Source organism: Ruminococcus sp. RTP21484sp1_RTP21281st1_A8_RTP21281_210402 (assembly GCF_040914025.1).
Lineage (GTDB): Bacteria > Bacillota > Clostridia > Lachnospirales > Lachnospiraceae > Blautia_A > Blautia_A faecis.
In genome coordinates, this window is sequence record NZ_JBCPGE010000040.1 from 1 (window position 1) to 18,865 (window position 18,865).

Sequence of the window (18,865 nt, forward strand, 5' to 3'; positions counted from 1 at the left end):
CCTGAACGATTTAGTCGCAGTTAGCAGTTAGTTCGCTGGAGCGTTGCGCCGGCGAGTGAGCAATCACCATTGTCCGAGTGCGTCCGCCTTGAACAACTTTCAACACACTAAATAGCAATTTGAGTTATAAAAAAAAACAGATGCTGTCGGGATACCATGCTGTCTCATATTTCAAGTCGTTCCCGGCAATATCTGTTTTTTGCGATTTTATGGACACCTTAAAAGGCGCCAGTTTACAACTGCTTAATCAGGCAACTGCAAACTTCTGTAATGTACGGTTAAATTCCTTGCTCTCGCCATGGCACTGTACAGTAAGAACCCTTGTAAGATCCATGCTCAGAACTCCCAGAATGGATTTTGCATCAATGATGATTCTGTTATAAAAAACATCTATGTCAAAATCACATTTACCTGCTGCCCTTACGAATTCCTGAACATCTTCCTTCGCATTCAGCTTAATCTGCTTCTGACACATCGTTATCACCCTTTCTGTTTTACAGGAATTATAGTTTCCTTTTCTATCAAAATCAAAGGCTCTTGAAAACGCTTTCCTTTGATTGAAGCAAATTATGCACCAAGTCTCCATATTTGTCAAGTTTTTTCTCATACACTTTTTTGTAACATTTCAGAAATAAATATACCGATTGCACAAATATGCAATCGGTATTTTGGTAATTATGCACTTTTTTATTGTTATGAATGTTCTGGAACAACCTGTATAAACGAAATTATTTCTCTCATATCTTATGAATTTCAAAATCATTTTGTAAATTATTCTCATCTGGAATTACCATCGGATACTTTCCGTCAAAGCATGCCTTACAAATAGGAAGTCCACCTGCCATGCCCTCCAAATAATCAATCTCCATATAACCAAGGGAATCTGCCCCAATCATCTTACAGATCTCTTCTGTAGAGTGCTGCGCCGCGATCAGCTGGTCATTACTTGGCACATCGGTTCCGAAATAGCATGGATGTAAAAATGGCGGAGAACTGATCCTTACGTGTACTTCAAGAGCGCCTGCTTCTTTCAACATGCGGATCAGGTTTGCTATGGTGGTTCCACGGACAATAGAGTCGTCCACAAGCACAATGCGTTTTCCTTTTACAACAGCATCCAATACGCTCAGCTTCAGATGAACGCTGGATTCTCTCTCCTTCTGAGTAGGTTTGATAAAAGTTCTGCCGATATAAGAGTTCTTATAAAATGCAAATCCGAATGGAATACCAGATTCTTCAGAAAATCCTTTGGCAGCAGGAAGACCGGATTCCGGAACACCGGTGACAAGATCTGCCTCCACAGGATAAGATTTTGCAAGGGATTTACCGCCACGGATACGTGCATCATAAACCTTTACACCGTCCATGGTACTGTCCAGTCTTGCAAAATAGATATATTCAAAAACACAGTGGGCACGGGTTTTCACCGTATCCGCAAGAGTCATGTCTGACTTCACGCCCTTACGGCTGATCGTAATCATCTCACCAGGTTCGATATCACGGATAAACTCGGCACCTACAGAAGTAAGTGCACAGCTCTCAGAAGCCAGTACGTAAGCATTGTCCCTTTTTCCAAGACAGAGAGGCTTTAAGCCATAGGGGTCACGGACTCCGATCAGCTTACGGGGACTCATGATCACAAGACCGTATGCGCCTTGCAGCTTCCTGGCTGTATTCAGAACTGCCTCCTCTACACAGCTGGTATGTACCCGCTCTCTGGCTACATGAAATGCGATCACTTCTGAGTCAGTGGTGGTATGAAAAACTGCTCCGCTCTGGATCAGTTCCCATTTCAGTGTCCCAGTGTTAACAAGGTTTCCATTGTGTGCCAGTGCCAGACTTCCTTTTACATAAGATAAAACCAAAGGCTGTGCGTTCTCTGCAACGGATGCTCCTGTTGTGGAATAGCGTACATGTCCGATTCCGATATCACCACTCATCTTATGGAGTGTATCCTCGCGAAGCACCTCGCTTACCAGTCCAAGATCTTTGTGAAACTTTACATTTCCAATAGGTCCCTTCGTGTCCGACACTGCCAGGCCACAGGCTTCCTGGCCACGGTGCTGCAAAGAAGTCAGACCATAGTAAATAGAAGACGTCACATCATTTCCATCCAGGTCATAGATTCCGAAGACACCACACTCTTCTTTAATCTCTGCCATTTGTTTTCCTCCTCGGTACTGAGTTTTATTTTAATGATCAAATCCAATCTCCAAAATGCATCCCATTTCGTCGATTTGGCGTATTGCCAAATAAATTTACAGCCAGGGACGTATCGTTATGCAGGCTCTAGAGCGTGTTTGAGAAAGGCTTTCTGCAAGATGTGCGTCACAATTTGTGGGAGATTTTGTCCGGATGAAGGCGCCGTAGCGGGCTACGGCAACTGAATTCGAGCAAAATATACCGCAAAGTGGGGCGTGCAGATTGCGGGAATGATTTTTCAAACAGGCTCTAGCTGTAAATTTGCTTGGCTCTGAACAAAAATTATAATGGAAGAAACCTATTTGTCAAGTATGCCTATCCTAATTTGAGCAAGAACTTTTTTCAGTCAACCGCAAAATCTTTTTGGAATTTTTTTCAAAAAAACTATTGACATCTGTTTTTTTTTGAGTATACTACAGAACATAAAGCAAAGGCGCTTTGGAATACAGAAATGTATCCAAGGCGCCTTTTTCTTTTATCAAAAATAAGGATGAAGAAAGACATGAAAAGTGAAAGGAGCGTATCCGTTATGACACAGAATATTCCCGAAATCTATGGAAGTCTTGTTTTCAACGACAGGATTATGCGCAGTAAATTACCTAAGGACATGTACAAAGCACTGAAAAAGACCATCGAAAATGGTACTCACCTGGAGCTTGATGTTGCAAACTCCGTTGCAGTAGCCATGAAAGAATGGGCAATCGAAAATGGTGCTACTCATTATACACACTGGTTCCAGCCTATGACAAATGTAACAGCTGAGAAACACGACAGCTTCATTTCCCCAACAGGCGATGGACAGGTGATCATGGATTTCTCCGGAAAAGAACTTGTAAAAGGTGAACCGGATGCTTCCAGTTTCCCATCCGGCGGTCTTCGTGCTACTTTTGAAGCAAGAGGATACACAGCATGGGATCCAACATCACCGGCCTTCATTAAAGACGGAACCCTTTACATTCCTACAGCATTCTGTTCCTACAGCGGTGAGGCACTTGACAAAAAGACTCCTCTCCTTCGCTCTATGGATACCTTAAATAAAGCAGCCGTAAACATGCTTCACGTTCTTGGAAACAAGGGAATTAAACATGTTTCCACAACAGTAGGACCTGAGCAGGAATACTTCCTGGTTCCAAAGGAGCTTTATAAAGAAAGAAAAGATCTTGTATTCTGTGGACGTACCTTACTTGGTGCTCCAGCTCCTAAGGGACAGGAAATGGAAGATCACTACTTTGGAACTCTGAAGCCAAAGGTTGCAGCTTACATGCATGATCTTGATGTAGAGCTCTGGAAGCTTGGCATTCCTGCAAAAACAAAACATAACGAGGTTGCTCCTGCACAGCATGAGCTGGCTCCTGTATTTGATACCACAAATGTAGCCGTTGACCACAACCAGCTGACAATGGAAATCATGAAAAAGGTTGCTGACAAACATGATCTGGTTTGCCTGCTTCACGAAAAACCATTTGAGGGAATCAATGGAAGTGGTAAGCACAACAACTGGTCCATGATCACAGATGATGGCGTAAATCTTCTGGATCCTGGAAAAACACCATCCGAAAACATTCAGTTTCTGGTATTCTTAATGGCAGTTATTAAAGCAGTTGATGAATATGCTGATCTTCTTCGTATCTCCGTTGCAAGTGCAGGAAATGATCACAGACTTGGTGCTAACGAGGCTCCGCCAGCAGTTGTATCTATTTTCCTTGGTGATGAACTTACAGAAGTTCTGAAGTCTATCGAAAATGATACTTACTTTACTTCTCACGGCGCTGTACAGATGGATATCGGAGCAACTGTTCTGCCACACTTTGTAAAAGACAATACTGACAGAAACCGTACTTCACCATTTGCATTTACCGGAAACAAATTCGAGTTCCGTATGCTTGGTTCTGCTGCTTCTGTTGCAAACCCGAATATTGTATTGAATACAGCTGTTGCGGAAGCTCTTGACCAGTTTGCCAAAGAGCTTGATGGTGTAGCTCCGGAAGATATGGAACATGCAGTTCATGAACTGATTAAGAGAGCCATTAAGAAACACAAACGTGTGATCTTCAACGGTAACGGTTATACAGATGAGTGGATTGAAGAGGCTGAAAAACGTGGTCTTTACAACCTGAAGTTTACCCCGGATGCTCTCCCAATGTGGATTGCCCAGAAAAATATCGACCTGTTCACAAAGCACAGCATTTTCACCAGCGAAGAGCTGCACTCCCGTTATGAAATCTGGCTTGAGAACTACTCCAAGACCATCAACATCGAATCTAATACAATGGTTGAAATGGTTCAGAAAGACCTTCTTCCATCTGTTATGTCTTATATTGAAGAAATTGCAAGCACAGCAAGCCTGAAAGCATCTGTTGTACCTGGAATCACCTGTGAGAGTGAAACTGCTCTTATCACTAAGCTTTCTGAACTTCAGGATGCTATGACAAAAGGTCTTGAGAAGCTGAAATCTGATACAGCAAAAGCAAGAGCAACTGAAGATGTTCTGGAAAATGCAAAACTGTATCAGGCCGAAGTACTTGAGGACATGGAAGAACTGAGAAAATCTGCTGATGCAGCTGAAACTCTCATTCCGGATGATCTGCTTCCATATCCTACATATGGAAAACTTCTCTTCTATATCTGATCAGATTTACAGAGGAGAATTCTAAATGAAAGAAACTGTTCCTGTTTTTGGAATTTGTTTCTCACACAGGTAAATACAGGGGATATCTATTATGAAACTCTACTTCATAATTCATTATCGATTTCCTCATCCATTAATCACACGATACGGATATCCCCTGTTTTACATATTAATTTTACAACTGAATATTTCTGCAGACGCAGACAATATACCAGGATCGTAAAGGCGCGAAAGAAAAAACAAATTTGTTTTCTCTTTCGCGCTTTTTGATATTAAAAACGTGTTTTTCGAAACATTTCGAAAAGTGCGAAAAGAGGGAGGAAATTATTATGGATTATTCAGCAGTAAACACGATCTGGGTACTTGTTGGTGCCGCGCTGGTCTTCTTTATGCAGGCCGGATTTGCTATGGTGGAGACAGGTTTCACCAGAGCCAAAAATGCAGGTAACATTATTATGAAAAACCTGATGGATTTCTGTATCGGTACTCCGGCTTTCTGGCTGGTTGGCTTTGGAATCATGTTCGGTGCAGGAAACGGCTTCTTCGGAAGAATCGGTGGTATCGCTTCAGAAGCAAATTATGGCAGTGCAATGCTTCCTGACGGAGTTCCGTTCTGGGCATTCCTGATTTTCCAGACAGTCTTCTGTGCTACTTCCGCTACAATTGTTTCCGGTGCTATGGCTGAGAGAACCAAATTCTCATCGTATTGTGTATACAGTCTTATGATCAGCCTTGTAGTATATCCGATTTCCGGTCACTGGATCTGGGGCGGCGGTTTCATCAGTCAGATGGGCTTCCATGATTTCGCAGGTTCCTGTGCAGTACATATGGTAGGTGGTGTGGCCGCCTTTATCGGTGCCGTCATTCTTGGACCACGTATCGGAAAATATTCCAAAAGTGGAAAATCAAAAGCAATTCCAGGTCATAACCTGACAGTCGGTGCACTTGGTGTATTTATCCTCTGGTTCTGTTGGTTTGGTTTCAACGGTGCTTCCACTGTATCCATGGAAGGCGATGCAATTGTAAGTGCAGGAAAAATCTTCGTTACCACAAACCTTGCTGCTGCAGTTGCAACTGTAACGGTTATGATGATCACATGGATCCGCTATAAAAAACCAGATGTATCCATGTCACTGAACGGATCTCTTGCAGGTCTTGTTGCAATTACTGCAGGATGTGATACTGTATCTCCTGCATCTGCTGCTATTATCGGTATTGCAGCTGGTTTTGTCGTAGTATTTGGTATTGAATTTATTGATAAAGTATTAAAAGTGGATGATCCGGTTGGTGCTGTTGGTGTCCATGGCTTAAACGGTGCATTTGGTACTCTCGCCGTTGGTCTTTTCTCCGATGGAGCTGGTACAGACTGGAAAGGTCTTCTTGTTGGCGGCGGTTTCCACGGATTTGGTGTACAGCTTGCCGGAATGCTTATCACAATTGCATGGGTTGCAGTTACAATGACAATTATTTTCCAGGTTATCAAACATACTATGGGTCTTCGAGTATCTGCTGAAGAGGAGATTCAGGGTCTTGATATAAAAGAACATGGTCTTGCAAGTGCTTATGACGGATTTGCTATTCGCGATGCTGTTGCTTCTGTTCCCACTCCTATGGGAACTTCCAGAGAATTTACCGCTGCTCCCAGACCTTCTGCTCCAGCTGAATTCATTCCGGAAATCCCGACAGACGGCGTTCATAAGCTTACAAAGGTTGTTATCATTACCCGTCAGAACAAGCTGGAAGAGTTTATGCAGGCTATGAATGAAATCGGCGTAACCGGAATCACCATTACAAACGTTCTTGGCTGTGGTGTCCAGAAAGGGGCTCCTGCTTACTATCGTGGCGTTGAGATGGATATGAACCTGCTTCCGAAAGTCAAGATTGAAATTGTTGTCAGCCTTGTTCCTGTTCAGAAGGTTATCGAAACCGCCAAGAAAGTTCTTCATACCGGTCAGATCGGTGATGGAAAAGTTTTCGTATACGACATCGAAAACGTTGTCAAGATCAGAACCGGCGAGGAAGGTTACCTGGCATTGCAGGATACTCACGAAGAGTAATAAATTATTTTGACATCTTACTATATTTTTGTTTCCCTTATTTAAAAACAGCTCCTGGAATTTTTCCGGGGGCTGTTTTTCTTATACGTTTCCGGCACATATGTCCGTCACTGCTGCTTCCTATACAAATATTTTGTTATCCATTATATTTCCGCAAAAGTTTTTCCAGTTCTTGTGAAATTTTTTTCGCATCCTCATACTTGCCAGCCTGAAGTGCGAAAGCTATTCGATTCTCCAGTTCTTTTTTCTTCTGCTCATATTCCAGGTAATCCTTATCAAAGTGATCGGCGTAAATCATCTTTCGGAATTTTCGCATACTTACCTTGCGAAGGCCCTTATCCTCTGTGAGAAGCACATAATCCATGCAGTTGGCTACGGTATAAAAATCATGGGAAACCATGAGAACTGTCCCATTGTATTTCTCTACCGCCTGCTCCAGTGCCAGTTGGGAATATGTGTCCAGATGACTGGTTGGCTCATCCAGTAGCAGCAGACCTGCACCTGTTCTGGAAATCTTCGCAAGCTGGAGAAGATTCTTTTCTCCACCAGACAGCTCACACACAGGACTGTAGATCAGCTCTTTCTCAAAACCATAGGTTTTCAGGTAAGCTATCACCTGATCATCGGTATCAAAGCCTGCATCCTCAAAATTCTTAAGAACAGTGGCCTTCTCATCAAATACCTCCCCATGCATCTGGGAAAGATATGCCATCTTAACATTTTCGCCAAGACGGATTGCCGGGTTTTCTCCTTTGATAATATCACGAAGAAGGGTCGTCTTTCCAGTACCGTTTGGTCCCACAATTGCAACCTTATCCCCTGCATGAAGAACAAAGGAAACATGTTCCATAATCTTACGGTCAAAGGTCACATTATAGTCTTCTACACTTAACACTATCTTCTCAGCTTCATTTTCCGCATTCGTATCTCCCTGCCCGGACTTTCCTTCACTTTCCAAACATTCTTCCGCATTTTCATCAGAAACTTCCGCATTCAAAACCTCATCTGCATGAAATACGATCTCCGGCTGCTTAATATCCACAAATGGAGACTTTGTCTTTCTCGCTTCCAGACGTTCCAAAAGGGAAACTCGCGCATGAAGGCTTCTTCCCCTTGTTGCACTGTCAATGGCAGTAGCGCTGTTTCGAAGACGCTCTACAATCTTGCGATTACGCTCGATTTCCTCCATATCTGCCGCAGCCAGCTCCTGCTGCTCAATTTTCATCTGAAGAAGTGCAAAATTATAATCCACATAATTGCCATCAAATTCCTGCATCTCCGTATTCTCCAGATGGAGGATCTTGTTGAAGCAATGATTCAGAAGATAGCGGTTGTGGGTGATCACAAGCAATGTTCCCTTATGGGAATTGATCAGATTCCGAAGTGCATTTAAGTGCTGAAAATCCAGGAACACATCTGGCTCATCCATAATAATAAATTTCGGGCTGATCATCATCTCCCGGATAGCCTGCACCAGCTTGAACTCTCCGCCGCTTAAATTTGTAAGAAGCTGGTCTTCATACCCAGCCAGACCCGCTGTTTTCAGCTGCTTGCGGATATTACTTTCGTAAAAGTCACCGTCAATGGCATTAAATTCATCTAAAGTCTGCTGATATTCCTCCATCAGCTCCTCCAGATGATCTGTCGCTGCCATATCCTCGCAGATCTGGTTGATCTTATTCTGAAGCCTTACAAATTCTTCACTGATATAATCAAATACCGTAATCTCTTTTTCTTCCTCAACGGTGTAAAACTGACTGACATACCCAATCCTTCCAGGTACATCCACGATCAGCTTCCCATCGTATAAATATTTATCCGGATGAAGGATCATGTTCACCAGTGTACTCTTACCGGTTCCATTGGTCCCGATAAAGGCACAATGCACATCATCCTCCAGGGTAAATGAAATTTTATTATATAACTCTTTATGTGGAAAAGAATAGGATAAATTCTCTGCTTTAATCATAAGTACTCCTCTAATAGCTACCTTTTATTTTAATTTCGGCAGGTTCCACCTGTAATGTGCAGCCAGATACCGCATCAGGATCACCGCTGCAGATCCAAAGATCAAGGAGAACACCACTCCAAACCAGCGGTACGTATACACACAAACAATAGCTCCCACAATGGATGCACATGCATAAATATGCTTTACAAAAATATAAGGCGGCACTTCTGCCATCATATCACGGAGCAATCCTCCGCCAACACCGGTGATGGTTCCCACAAATACCAGCAGGAAAGTGTTGTCTGCAAACCCCTGACGGATTCCAGTATTTACGCCAACCACAGTAAATATCCCAAGTCCTACAGAGTCCATCACCAGCATTACTTTATCATAAGTAACATTTCCTTTCAGCATCTCCCTTTTAAAATAAAGGAGAAAAAACACCAGCACTGAAGTGAGCACTGCTACAGCCGCATATACTGGCTTCTGAAAAACTCCCGGAGGAGTAATTCCCAGCGTCACATCACGAATCATACCACCGCCAACTGCAGTGATCACCCCAAGAACCGAAACTCCGAAAATATCCATCTTCTGCTCCGATCCCACCAGTGCACCTGACGCCGCAAATGCAATAGTTCCAATCATCTCCAAAATAAATGTGATTGTTTCCTGATAACCCATAAAACAATAACCTCGCCCACTTTTATCCATGCCATTCTCATAAAGTTTGCGCAGTAAAAACTACTTCTTGTGTTTATCACAAGAGGGTTCTCCTTTCCCGCTTGTTCCCATAAATGACACCCAATCAGTATAACATATAATTCCCTGTTTGCCACCTGAAAACTCCGAAAAATCCAATTAATTTCAGCATATCCAAATTATTTTTTTGAAACAGCTCAAAAATATGACCGGAAGACTTCTCCTCCGGCCATACACTTATTTTTCTTTAATATTTTTCTTTAATATTTTTCTTTAATATTTTTCTTTAATATTTTTCTTAATCTAATATATTTTCATACACGCCATCAACCCTTAACACCGCCAAGTGCAACACCTGCGACGATGTACTTGGAAAGTACCAAGTATACAACAACCAGAGGGATAATAGTAACAAACAGTCCTACATAAACTACACCATAGTCAGTACGGAACTGGTTAGAACTCAGCAGCTGTACAAACATAGGAAGTGTTTTCTTGGAATCTGTTGTCAGCAAAATGGTAGGTGTAAACAGGTTGTTCCACTGTGCGATGAACTGGAAGATTGCCTGTGTGGCAACTGCCGGTTTCATAATTGGAAGGATAATTTTGTTAAAGGTATTCCACTCTTTTGAACCGTCGATTCTAGCTGCCTCGATCATCTCCAGAGAAAGTGTACTTTCCATATACTGTTTCATAAAGAAAACAACAGTTGGAGCTGCAATGGTAGGAATGATCAACGGAACGTATGTATCGATCAGCTTCAGATCCAGCATGAAACGGTAGAAACCGATGATGGAAATCTGACTTGGTACCATCATAACTGCCATAATAAATGCCCATGCAAATTTTTTGAATTTGAAATCATATACATGGATACCATAAGCTGTCAGAGATGAAAAATAAACTGACAGGAAAGTTCCAGGAATCGTAATGGTTGCAGAGTTAATGATCGCTTTCTGCAAAGTAATCTGCATACCGTTCTGCTTGATCATCAGGTTTTTCCAGTTCTCGATCAGGTGTGTGGACGGAATCAGGGAAACACCAGCCTTGATAGACTCAGAATCTCTTGTTGCGTTCATAACCAGAAGAACAAATGGCAAAAGTGCAATGATACAGAATAAAATACAAATAATGGTACGGAAGACTTTCTGATGCAGCATATTCTTGCTGTAGCTGTCTGCTGTTGCGGCTTTACTCATGATCTTCCACCTGCCTTTCTACGCTGTTTCTGCTCTTTTTTCATACGTCTGTCTTCGCTGTCGCTCATAGTTGCGAACAGGATCAGACTGACAACCAACGTGATAATAAACAGTACTACGGAAACGGCTGCTGCCTTTCCAACATCGCTGTTGTACAAACGCATAATATACATGGCCATTGTGGTAGTCTTATCATCTGGCAGACCAACAAGTCCGGTTTCCGGAACGTTAAACAATGCCGGGATATCATACATCTGAAGACCACCGATTGCGGAGGTAACCAATGTGTACAACATAATTGGTTTCAAAAGCGGTAAAGTGATGTAGCGGAATTTTTTCCAGCCTGTTGCACCATCAATATCAGCAGCCTCGAAAAGTCCCGGGTCAATGCCAAGAACGCCTGAAATCAGAAGCAAGGTCGTATTACCAAACCACATCCACCACAGAATTGTGGAGATCAGCCCACGGCTTCCTGCTACGCTGGACATAAAATCGAAGTTCTTGCCAAGAACGCCCCAGTCCTTCAAAGTCTGGGTGATTGGTCCGTACTGGGAAAACAAAGATTTAAACAATACAGAAACAGAAGCTGCAGTGATAACACTTGGAAGATAAACGATAACCTTCATCGCACCGGTTCCTTTTACCTTAACCTTCTCATCCGTCAGCCATACAGCCAGAAGAAGGGAAACCAGAATCTGAGGAACAAAGTTGCAGCCCCACATTACAAGGGTATTTTTCAGATAGCTGAGTACATAACCTCTCTCTCCTGCAGCCATACCAAGGATATTTACAAAATTCTGAAGTCCTGCAAACTCCATGAATTCACGCCCGTTACGTTTGTAGTAGGATAAGGTACTATAATAGAAAGTATTGATCAGTGGCCACAGCTGGAACACCAGATAAGTGATAAAAAACGGTGCAATAAAGAAGTAGCCATACCTTCCATAATCGATCATTTTTTTCTTTTTCTTATTCATAACAGCCTCCTGTCTGAAGTTGCCTGCTTTTCCCAGGCAGAATGCCTGACACTGGCGGGAGTACCTGCCCCTTTGGGCTTCTGCGCCATCCTCCTCTGCCACTGGCAGTCATTCTGCTTTTTTATAGCAAAAGCAGCTGCTCGCTTATATAAGAATGTGCTGCTCCTTCTTTTGGGAAGAAGCAGCACACTCACTACTTACTTATGATTGACTCTGCAAACTCTTAAACCACATTATTCTGCGCTCAGGTAAGAGAATGTATCATGGATAGATGCGGTCAGATCTGCAAGTGCAGTATCAAGGTCTTTTTCGCCTGTAGCATAAGCCTTGGTCTGAGTATCCATAAGGGAAAGGATCTGCTGATCTTCTGCTGTTACCATAGAAGCATCAAGTCCGTCTGCTAATGGAAGGAAGAACTCCATGAAGTTCTGTCCAGCGTCTGGATACAGATATCCGTTACCATCTGCGGATGTACCAGCCTCAATGATCTTGCTGACAGCTGCTGTATTATTTACATAGTCAGAGTTCAGAGCGTTGATTGCAACCATTCCATCTTCATCACATGTGAAGAATTTCATGATCTTAGCTGCAAGCTCGGTATCTGCACAATCTGTTGTAGCTGCAAGTCCTGTGCCGCCCCAATAGCATTTTGTCTGGGTAGGAACAAGGATTGTGTTGCCTTTCCAAGCATCACTTAAGCTCCAGTATACGAACCATGGGCATCCCATATAAGCAAGTGCTGCGTTAGAATCAACGCCATCACCACTCATGTTTGCACTCCAGTCAGCGCTCCACTGATCGGTATTGAAGGTAAGGTCTTCATCATAAAGAGTCTTAGCTGTTTCCATATATGTCTTGATGTTGTCATCAATTGTAATCTTATCGTTCTCATCATAGAAGCCCTGAGTTCTGGAACCGGTCAGGCTACGTTTGATCTCATCATAGCCGGAGAACAGTTTGCATTTTCCGCCGGAAGCATCGTTAACCTCTTTAGCTGTAGCAACGATGGTATCCAGATCTTTGAATTTCTCAGCTAATGCTGCAGGATCTGTTGTTCCAAGATATTTCTCAGCCAGATCTGCACGAACTGCGTAGCATCCAGGAGTTGCCTGCCAGAACAGAGCTCTTACGTTTCCATCAACATCGGATCCAAGATCCAGATTGTACTGATAGCTGTTTGCATAGTCATCAGCTGTGATTCCAAGATCTGCTACATTCTGTACCCAGTCGCTGTTTACATATTTCTGAACATAGTCAACTTCCAGGCCCATCATATCAGGATATAACTCATTTGAAGGATCATCAAGTACAGGATCCAGTTTGCTCTGATAATAATCAGATCCACCTGTGTTTACGAAAACGATTCTTTCGTAATCATCTGGATAAGCCTCTTTGAATGGTCCATCAAGGATCTTCTTGATATCATCGTTCCATCCCCATACTACAAAGGAATCATCTGCGGAAGCGTCACCGGTAACTTCGTTTTCCGGTGTTTCTGCATCTTCTGCCATAACCGGGACTGCACATAATGTCATTCCTGCCAGCATAGAAGCTGTTAATAATACGCTCACCATTTTTTTCTTCATGTTACTTCCTCCTTTAATTATATCTTTTAATTTTTTTTAATAACTACTTGAAATTTTTTGATGGATACAAAGTTTTCACGGAAGCTCCTTTAAAAAGGGTTCCATCCACTGTGTATTTCTCAATAACTGTTGTCTTCGGGTGCTCAATCAGCTCAATCAGCCTTTCTGCCGCTATCCTTCCGATTGCCGCTGTGTCCTGGCAAAGGGTTGTCAGCTTGGGTTCAAGAACCTGGGCGATATTAATTCCATCGTACCCGGCTACTGAAATGTCTTCCGGTATCCGAAGTCCTCTTTCCCGTATCTCGTTTATCCCTCCCATCGCTGCATAATCGTCAGGATAGAGAATACAGGTTGGCGGATCTTTCAAATCCAAAAGTTCACCGGTTCTCTCACCTGCCAGATCAGCATCTCTGTAAAAAGACGGTTTTACATATTCATCCGGTTCTTCAATCCCCAGTCTTTGCAAGGTCCGGTAAAAGCTTCCAAGACGATTCTTGGTAACCGATGTGTCATCTCCATGAATGTAAGCGATCTTGCGGTGTCCCTTCTTATATATATAGGTAACAAGTTCTTCCATTCCCTGGATGTTGTTGGATACTACCGATATCCTTCCATCACAGATATGATCGATGGTCACCACCGGAATGTCTGAAAGGAGAAGCTCCTGAACCTCTTCTGCGGTGAAATCCACACAGGCCATTACCACTCCGTCCACGCCCCGGTATCTGCAGTGCTCCAGGTAGGTCATCCTTTTACCGGAAACATTTCCGCTTGTAAAAGTAATGTCATAGCCTTTCGCCTCTGCGGTGCTTTTGAAGCTTTCCAGTACTCTGTTGAAGTAATCATGTGTGAGACCGCTTCGGGCCTCGTCCACAAATAAAACTCCCAGATTAAAGGTTCGCTTCGTCTTCAAAGCTCTTGCCGATGAGTTGGGAAGATATCCCATCTCTGAAGCCGTTCTTAATATGTAGTTTTTTGTTTCTTCTCCGATATCGGAGTAACCATTTAATGCTTTACTGACAGTGGCGACTGAGACATTACATTGTTTTGCGATTTCTTTCATGGAAACCATATGCCTGCCTCATTCTTTCCTGTTTTTCTTTCCTGTCATCTCTAAATCGTTTTCGTGAGCTTATAGTACCCCCTAGTGCACAAAAAATCAAGTGGTTTCCTGCATTTTTTGTGCGTTTTCACATCATTCTACCTATTGCACAATTTAGATATTTGTGTTTTTAACAATTTAATTGTGAATAAGAGCCATTTCCGAAATGTTTTCGCGAAAAGTTTCGTGTTTTAAATCTCTGATTTGTAATATATAATAGATTTCATTATTACAGTAATTTTTATGTTGCTTTTAATCAGTCTTTCTATTATACTAAGAGCAAATATATACCATTATTCTTTACTTTTATTTCTAATTGCCTTTACTTATTCGTTTTCGTATGTTAATTATCTCGCAATTCAATCCAATTGATTTTTTCGAAACTACTCATTGCATTTGCAAAACATTATTACTATATAAGCGTAGATCACTGTGCAGCTTCGAAAAATAAATTAATGCACCCTGATGTAAATCACGAATAGCAATCAACCAATTAGAAAGAATTCAGCAAGAATAAAATTTATCAAAGGAGATCCACTATGAATTTCGGACATTTTGATGACGCCAATAAAGAATATGTCATTACAACACCAGATACCCCGTTGCCATGGATCAACTACCTTGGCTCCCAGGATTTCTTCACACTGATTTCCAACACCTGCGGCGGCTACAGCTTCTATAAAGATGCAAAGCTGCTCCGTATCACTCGTTACCGCTACAATAACATCCCGGTAGATTCCAACGGAAAATACTACTATATCAAAGATGGGGATACCGTATGGAATCCAGGTGCAATGCCAACCCGCACTCCTCTTGATGTTTATGAGTGCCGCCATGGACTTGGCTACAGCCGTTTCCACGGTGAGAAAAACGGCCTGGCAGCTGATCTTCTTGCATTCGTCCCTGTTGACACAGCCTGCGAGATCAACAAACTGACTCTGCGAAACAATTCAGATAAAGTGAAAGAGATTTCGTTATTTTCATATGTAGAATTCTGCCTCTGGAATGCTGTGGACGACATGACCAACTACCAGCGAAACTTAAGCACCGGTGAAGTTGAGATCATCGGCAGCACCATTTACCATAAGACCGAATACCGCGAACGACGCAATCACTACAGCTTTTTCACTGTAAATACTCCTGTAGACGGTTTTGACACCAGCCGTGATGAGTTCTTAGGACTTGGCCGCGGCAACAATGCTCCAATCGTTGTAGAGGAAGGCAAGAGCCACAATTCTGTTGCCAGCGGATGGTATCCCATTGCCAGCCAGCAGATCAATGTTTCTCTGGCACCTGGTGAAGAAAAAGAATATGTTTTCCTTCTCGGCTATTGTGAAAACCCAAAAGACGACAAATGGGAAGCTTTAAACGTGATCAAAAAAGAGCCGGCCAAGAAGATCATGGAGAAATTCGAAACTTCCGAACAGGTAAATGAAGCTTTCGCCATCCTGAATACTTACTGGGATGATCTTCTCTCCCGCTATCATGTAGAGAGTAAGGATCCTCACGTAAACCGTATGGCAAATATCTGGAACCAGTACCAGTGTATGGTAACCTTCAACATGTCCCGTTCCGCTTCTTACTATGAATCCGGAACCGGCCGTGGAATGGGCTTCCGTGATTCCTGCCAGGATCTTCTTGGATTTGTACATCTGATCCCGGAGCGTGCAAGAGAACGAATCCTTGACATTGCTGCAACCCAGTTCGAAGATGGAAGTGCTTATCATCAGTACCAGCCGCTTACCAAGCAGGGCAACCTGGATATCGGAAGCGGATTTAACGATGATCCGCTGTGGCTGATTGCCGCTGTGGCCGCTTACTTAAAGGAAACTGGAGATTATTCCATTCTGGATGAAATGGTTGCTTTTGACTGCCATATGGAAAAAGCAGCTCCCCTTTTTGAGCATCTCCGCCGTTCCTTCAAATACAGCCGCACCCATCTTGGACCACACAAGCTTCCTCTCATCGGACGTGCTGACTGGAACGACTGTCTGAACCTGAACTGCTTTTCCAATGAGCCTGGTGAATCCTTCCAGACCACAGGACCATCTGAGGGACCAGTTGCAGAATCTGTATTTATTGCAGGTATGTATGTAAAATATGGAAATGAGTTTGCAGAGATCTGCAGACGTGTTGGAAAAGAGGAGGACGCTGCTATCGCGCAGAAAGCTGTTGAAGAAATGTACCAGGCAGTCCTTGACGCTGGCTGGGATGGAGAATGGTTCCTTCGTGCTTATGACGCCACCTCTCAGAAGGTTGGTTCCCACGAATGCGAAGAGGGACAGATTTTCATTGAACCGCAGGGCTTCTGTATCATTGCTGGCATTGGCGTGAAAGAAGGTCTGGCAAAAAAAGCTCTTGATTCTGTAAAAGAGCGCCTGGATACCAAATATGGTATTATGCTTCACCAGCCGGCTTACACCAGATATTACCTGAACCTTGGTGAAATTTCTTCCTACCCGCCAGGATACAAAGAAAATGCCGGAATCTTCTGCCATAACAATCCATGGATTTCCATTGCCGAAACTGTTATCGGAAGAGGAAACCGTGCTTTTGAAATTTATAAAAAGACCTGCCCGTCTTATATTGAAAACATTAGCGAAATCCATCGTACAGAACCTTATGTTTATTCCCAGATGATCGCAGGACGTGACGCAGCCCGCCACGGTGAGGCAAAGAACAGCTGGCTTACCGGAACAGCCGCATGGACTTTCGTGAACCTCTCCCAGGCAATCCTGGGTGTGCAGCCATCCTATGACGGCCTTTCCATTGATCCGTGTATTCCGGAGGGCTTCGGTGACTTCACCCTCACCCGCCGCTTCCGCGGTGCCACCTATTACTTCGACGTTAAGAATCCGAATAACGTGGAAAAGGGTGTAGCTTACCTGGAGGTTGATGGCAAGCATGTGAATGGAAATGTGGTACCTGTTGAGGACGGAAAGACAGAGTATCATGTAACGGTGCATATGGAATAAAAATAAATATTACGAATTTTAGCAAGAGCCCCCGGGACCGAAATTCCGAGGGCTCTTGTTTTCCTATCTATTTGATTTCTCGTAAAGCGGATGAATTTCTTTCTTATACGCATATCGTATAAACACAAAGCAGATCACTCCCGAGAACACCTCTGCAATGGGAAAGGACCACCAGCAGGCTCCAAGGCCACCTGCTTTTGACAGGATAAACGCAGCCGGGAGCAGTACTACCAGCTGGCGCAGCACAGACACTGCAAGGCTTAAAAAGCCATGTCCAAGCGCCTGAAACACAGAAGATGCAACTACAGAAAATCCTGCGATCAGAAAGCTGAGGCTGATGGTACGAAGTGCCGGGATACCGATTGCCATCATATCGTCAGAGGCACTGAAAATTCCCAGAAGACTTCCCGGAAACAGCTGGAATACAGCGAAACCAGCAAGCATAATACATACTCCGTAAATAATACTCAGCTTAATTGCTTTCGTAATACGTTTCGGTTTTCTGGCACCATAGTTGTAAGCAACAATGGGAACCATTCCATTATTCAGTCCAAACACTGGCATAAAAATAAAGCTCTGCAGCTTGAAATACACGCCAAATACCGCCGTTGCAGTAGAAGTAAAGCCCATCAGGATCTTATTCATTCCGAATGTCATAACAGAACCAACAGACGCCATAATAATAGATGGAAAGCCTACGCTGTAAATGCTGCGGATCACATCACCGGAAATCTTATATTTCACAAGAGAAATATGAAGCTCTTTATTCAGCTTCATATTCACGATCACACCTGCAATTGCTGCAATGATCTGTCCTGTAACAGTGGCAAGGGCTGCTCCTGTTACTTCCATTCTTGGAAAGCCGAATAAACCAAAAATCATGATTGGATCCAGAATAATATTGATAATAGCGCCAAGAAGCTGTGTTGCCATGGAATACACCGTCTTCCCTGTAGACTGCAGAAGCTTCTCGCAGGTCAGCTGGATAAACAGGCCGAAGGACATAATTCCGATCACTCTGACATAATCCACACCATATTCCATGATCTGTGGATCCGTAGTCTGCACCCTGAAAAAAGCAGGTGCAAAAAATCCACAAACAATTGCAAATCCAATAAAGCTGAAAATTGCAAGATAAATACCGTTATTTGCAGCACTGTTGGCATACTCCTGCTTTTTCTCCCCAAGAGAGCGCGACACCAGCGCATTGATACCAACACCAGTACCGGTTCCCACTGCGATCATCAGGTTCTGCACCGGAAACGCAAGTGAAACTGCAGTAAGTGCACTCTCACTTAATTTCGCCACAAACATACTGTCCACAATATTATAAAGTGCCTGGACAAGCATGGAAATCATCATCGGTACAGACATGGTGAGCAGAAGCTTTGCCACTGGCATCACACCCATTTTATTTTCCTGAACTTTTACTTCTTTTTCCAAAAACAATCCCCTCTCTTCTGTAATTAAACCTTTTCGTTTACGGTT

Annotated in this window: 12 protein-coding genes and 2 pseudogenes; 4 read left to right on the top strand and 10 right to left on the bottom strand. The window is 43.1% G+C overall.

The window, feature by feature from the left end:
* Positions 1-247 precede the first annotated feature (247 nt).
* The 3 genes and pseudogenes from AB5170_RS16710 to AB5170_RS16720 form a co-directional block, all read right to left on the bottom strand.
* Positions 248-475, bottom strand: coding sequence for an HPr family phosphocarrier protein (locus AB5170_RS16710; RefSeq protein WP_118580104.1), 228 nt, complete (start codon positions 473-475; stop codon positions 248-250).
* A 262-nt stretch (positions 476-737) separates the two neighbouring features.
* Positions 738-2,162, bottom strand: a complete 1,425-nt coding sequence (purF, locus tag AB5170_RS16715) for an amidophosphoribosyltransferase (RefSeq protein WP_173715499.1) — start codon at positions 2,160-2,162, stop codon at positions 738-740.
* A 96-nt stretch (positions 2,163-2,258) separates the two neighbouring features.
* A pseudogene (locus AB5170_RS16720) lies at positions 2,259-2,384 on the bottom strand (DUF6783 domain-containing protein); the annotation flags it as partial.
* Here AB5170_RS16720 and AB5170_RS16725 point away from each other — a divergent pair.
* From AB5170_RS16725 to AB5170_RS16735, 3 genes and pseudogenes are all read left to right on the top strand, one after another.
* Positions 2,334-2,477: pseudogene (locus AB5170_RS16725) on the top strand (DUF6783 domain-containing protein). The pseudogenes AB5170_RS16720 and AB5170_RS16725 sit on opposite strands and share 51 nt — an antisense overlap.
* Positions 2,478-2,731: 254 nt before the next feature.
* A complete protein-coding gene (locus AB5170_RS16730) occupies positions 2,732-4,831 on the top strand; it encodes a glutamine synthetase III (RefSeq protein WP_173772402.1) in 2,100 nt (699 codons plus the stop codon).
* Positions 4,832-5,160: 329 nt separating this feature from the next.
* Entirely contained in the window at positions 5,161-6,888 is a 1,728-nt protein-coding gene (locus AB5170_RS16735) for an ammonium transporter (protein WP_173769737.1), read from the top strand.
* 136 nt (positions 6,889-7,024) lie between these two features.
* Here AB5170_RS16735 and AB5170_RS16740 read toward each other — a convergent pair whose 3' ends face one another.
* The 6 genes from AB5170_RS16740 to AB5170_RS16765 all read right to left on the bottom strand — a co-directional run bounded on the left by AB5170_RS16740 (position 7,025) and on the right by AB5170_RS16765 (position 14,372).
* Positions 7,025-8,857, bottom strand: coding sequence for an ABC-F family ATP-binding cassette domain-containing protein (locus AB5170_RS16740; protein ID WP_173772384.1), 1,833 nt, complete (start codon positions 8,855-8,857; stop codon positions 7,025-7,027).
* Between the two features lie 24 nt (positions 8,858-8,881).
* Complete coding sequence (locus AB5170_RS16745) at positions 8,882-9,550, bottom strand: TRIC cation channel family protein (protein ID WP_330589305.1); 669 nt, start codon at positions 9,548-9,550, stop codon at positions 8,882-8,884.
* 314 nt (positions 9,551-9,864) lie between these two features.
* Positions 9,865-10,737, bottom strand: a complete 873-nt coding sequence (locus AB5170_RS16750) for a carbohydrate ABC transporter permease (protein WP_226814790.1) — start codon at positions 10,735-10,737, stop codon at positions 9,865-9,867.
* The gene (locus tag AB5170_RS16755; protein WP_118580131.1) at positions 10,734-11,714 is read right to left on the bottom strand and encodes a carbohydrate ABC transporter permease; all 981 of its coding nucleotides are present in this window, start codon (positions 11,712-11,714) and stop codon (positions 10,734-10,736) included. Before AB5170_RS16755 ends, AB5170_RS16750 begins: the two co-directional genes overlap by 4 nt.
* 233 nt (positions 11,715-11,947) lie before the next feature.
* A complete protein-coding gene (locus AB5170_RS16760; protein WP_148462812.1) occupies positions 11,948-13,300 on the bottom strand; it encodes a hypothetical protein in 1,353 nt (450 codons plus the stop codon).
* A 43-nt stretch (positions 13,301-13,343) separates the two neighbouring features.
* Complete coding sequence (locus tag AB5170_RS16765) at positions 13,344-14,372, bottom strand: LacI family DNA-binding transcriptional regulator (RefSeq protein ID WP_118580086.1); 1,029 nt, start codon at positions 14,370-14,372, stop codon at positions 13,344-13,346.
* A gap of 569 nt (positions 14,373-14,941) precedes the next feature.
* Here AB5170_RS16765 and AB5170_RS16770 point away from each other — a divergent pair.
* Positions 14,942-17,377 (top strand): glycosyl transferase, encoded by a 2,436-nt coding sequence (locus AB5170_RS16770; RefSeq protein ID WP_226814789.1) that lies wholly within the window; start codon positions 14,942-14,944, stop codon positions 17,375-17,377.
* A 63-nt stretch (positions 17,378-17,440) separates the two neighbouring features.
* On the opposite strand, the gene AB5170_RS16775 is transcribed toward AB5170_RS16770, so the two are convergent.
* Positions 17,441-18,787: an MATE family efflux transporter gene (locus AB5170_RS16775; RefSeq protein WP_204452334.1), complete on the bottom strand. Its 1,347-nt coding sequence runs from the start codon at positions 18,785-18,787 to the stop codon at positions 17,441-17,443.
* Positions 18,788-18,865: the final 78 nt, after the last annotated feature.

Bases quoted from the DNA above. Each gene is read 5' to 3' on its own strand.
- AB5170_RS16710 (WP_118580104.1), bottom strand. From the start codon at position 475: ATGTGTCAGAAGCAGATTAAGCTGAATGCGAAGGAAGATGTTCAGGAA.
- purF (WP_173715499.1), bottom strand. From the start codon at position 2,162: ATGGCAGAGATTAAAGAAGAGTGTGGTGTCTTCGGAATCTATGACCTG.
- AB5170_RS16730 (WP_173772402.1), top strand. From the start codon at position 2,732: ATGACACAGAATATTCCCGAAATCTATGGAAGTCTTGTTTTCAACGAC.
- AB5170_RS16735 (WP_173769737.1), top strand. From the start codon at position 5,161: ATGGATTATTCAGCAGTAAACACGATCTGGGTACTTGTTGGTGCCGCG.
- AB5170_RS16740 (WP_173772384.1), bottom strand. From the start codon at position 8,857: ATGATTAAAGCAGAGAATTTATCCTATTCTTTTCCACATAAAGAGTTA.
- AB5170_RS16745 (WP_330589305.1), bottom strand. From the start codon at position 9,550: ATGGATAAAAGTGGGCGAGGTTATTGTTTTATGGGTTATCAGGAAACA.
- AB5170_RS16750 (WP_226814790.1), bottom strand. From the start codon at position 10,737: ATGAGTAAAGCCGCAACAGCAGACAGCTACAGCAAGAATATGCTGCAT.
- AB5170_RS16755 (WP_118580131.1), bottom strand. From the start codon at position 11,714: ATGAATAAGAAAAAGAAAAAAATGATCGATTATGGAAGGTATGGCTAC.
- AB5170_RS16760 (WP_148462812.1), bottom strand. From the start codon at position 13,300: ATGAAGAAAAAAATGGTGAGCGTATTATTAACAGCTTCTATGCTGGCA.
- AB5170_RS16765 (WP_118580086.1), bottom strand. From the start codon at position 14,372: ATGGTTTCCATGAAAGAAATCGCAAAACAATGTAATGTCTCAGTCGCC.
- AB5170_RS16770 (WP_226814789.1), top strand. From the start codon at position 14,942: ATGAATTTCGGACATTTTGATGACGCCAATAAAGAATATGTCATTACA.
- AB5170_RS16775 (WP_204452334.1), bottom strand. From the start codon at position 18,787: ATGGGTGTGATGCCAGTGGCAAAGCTTCTGCTCACCATGTCTGTACCG.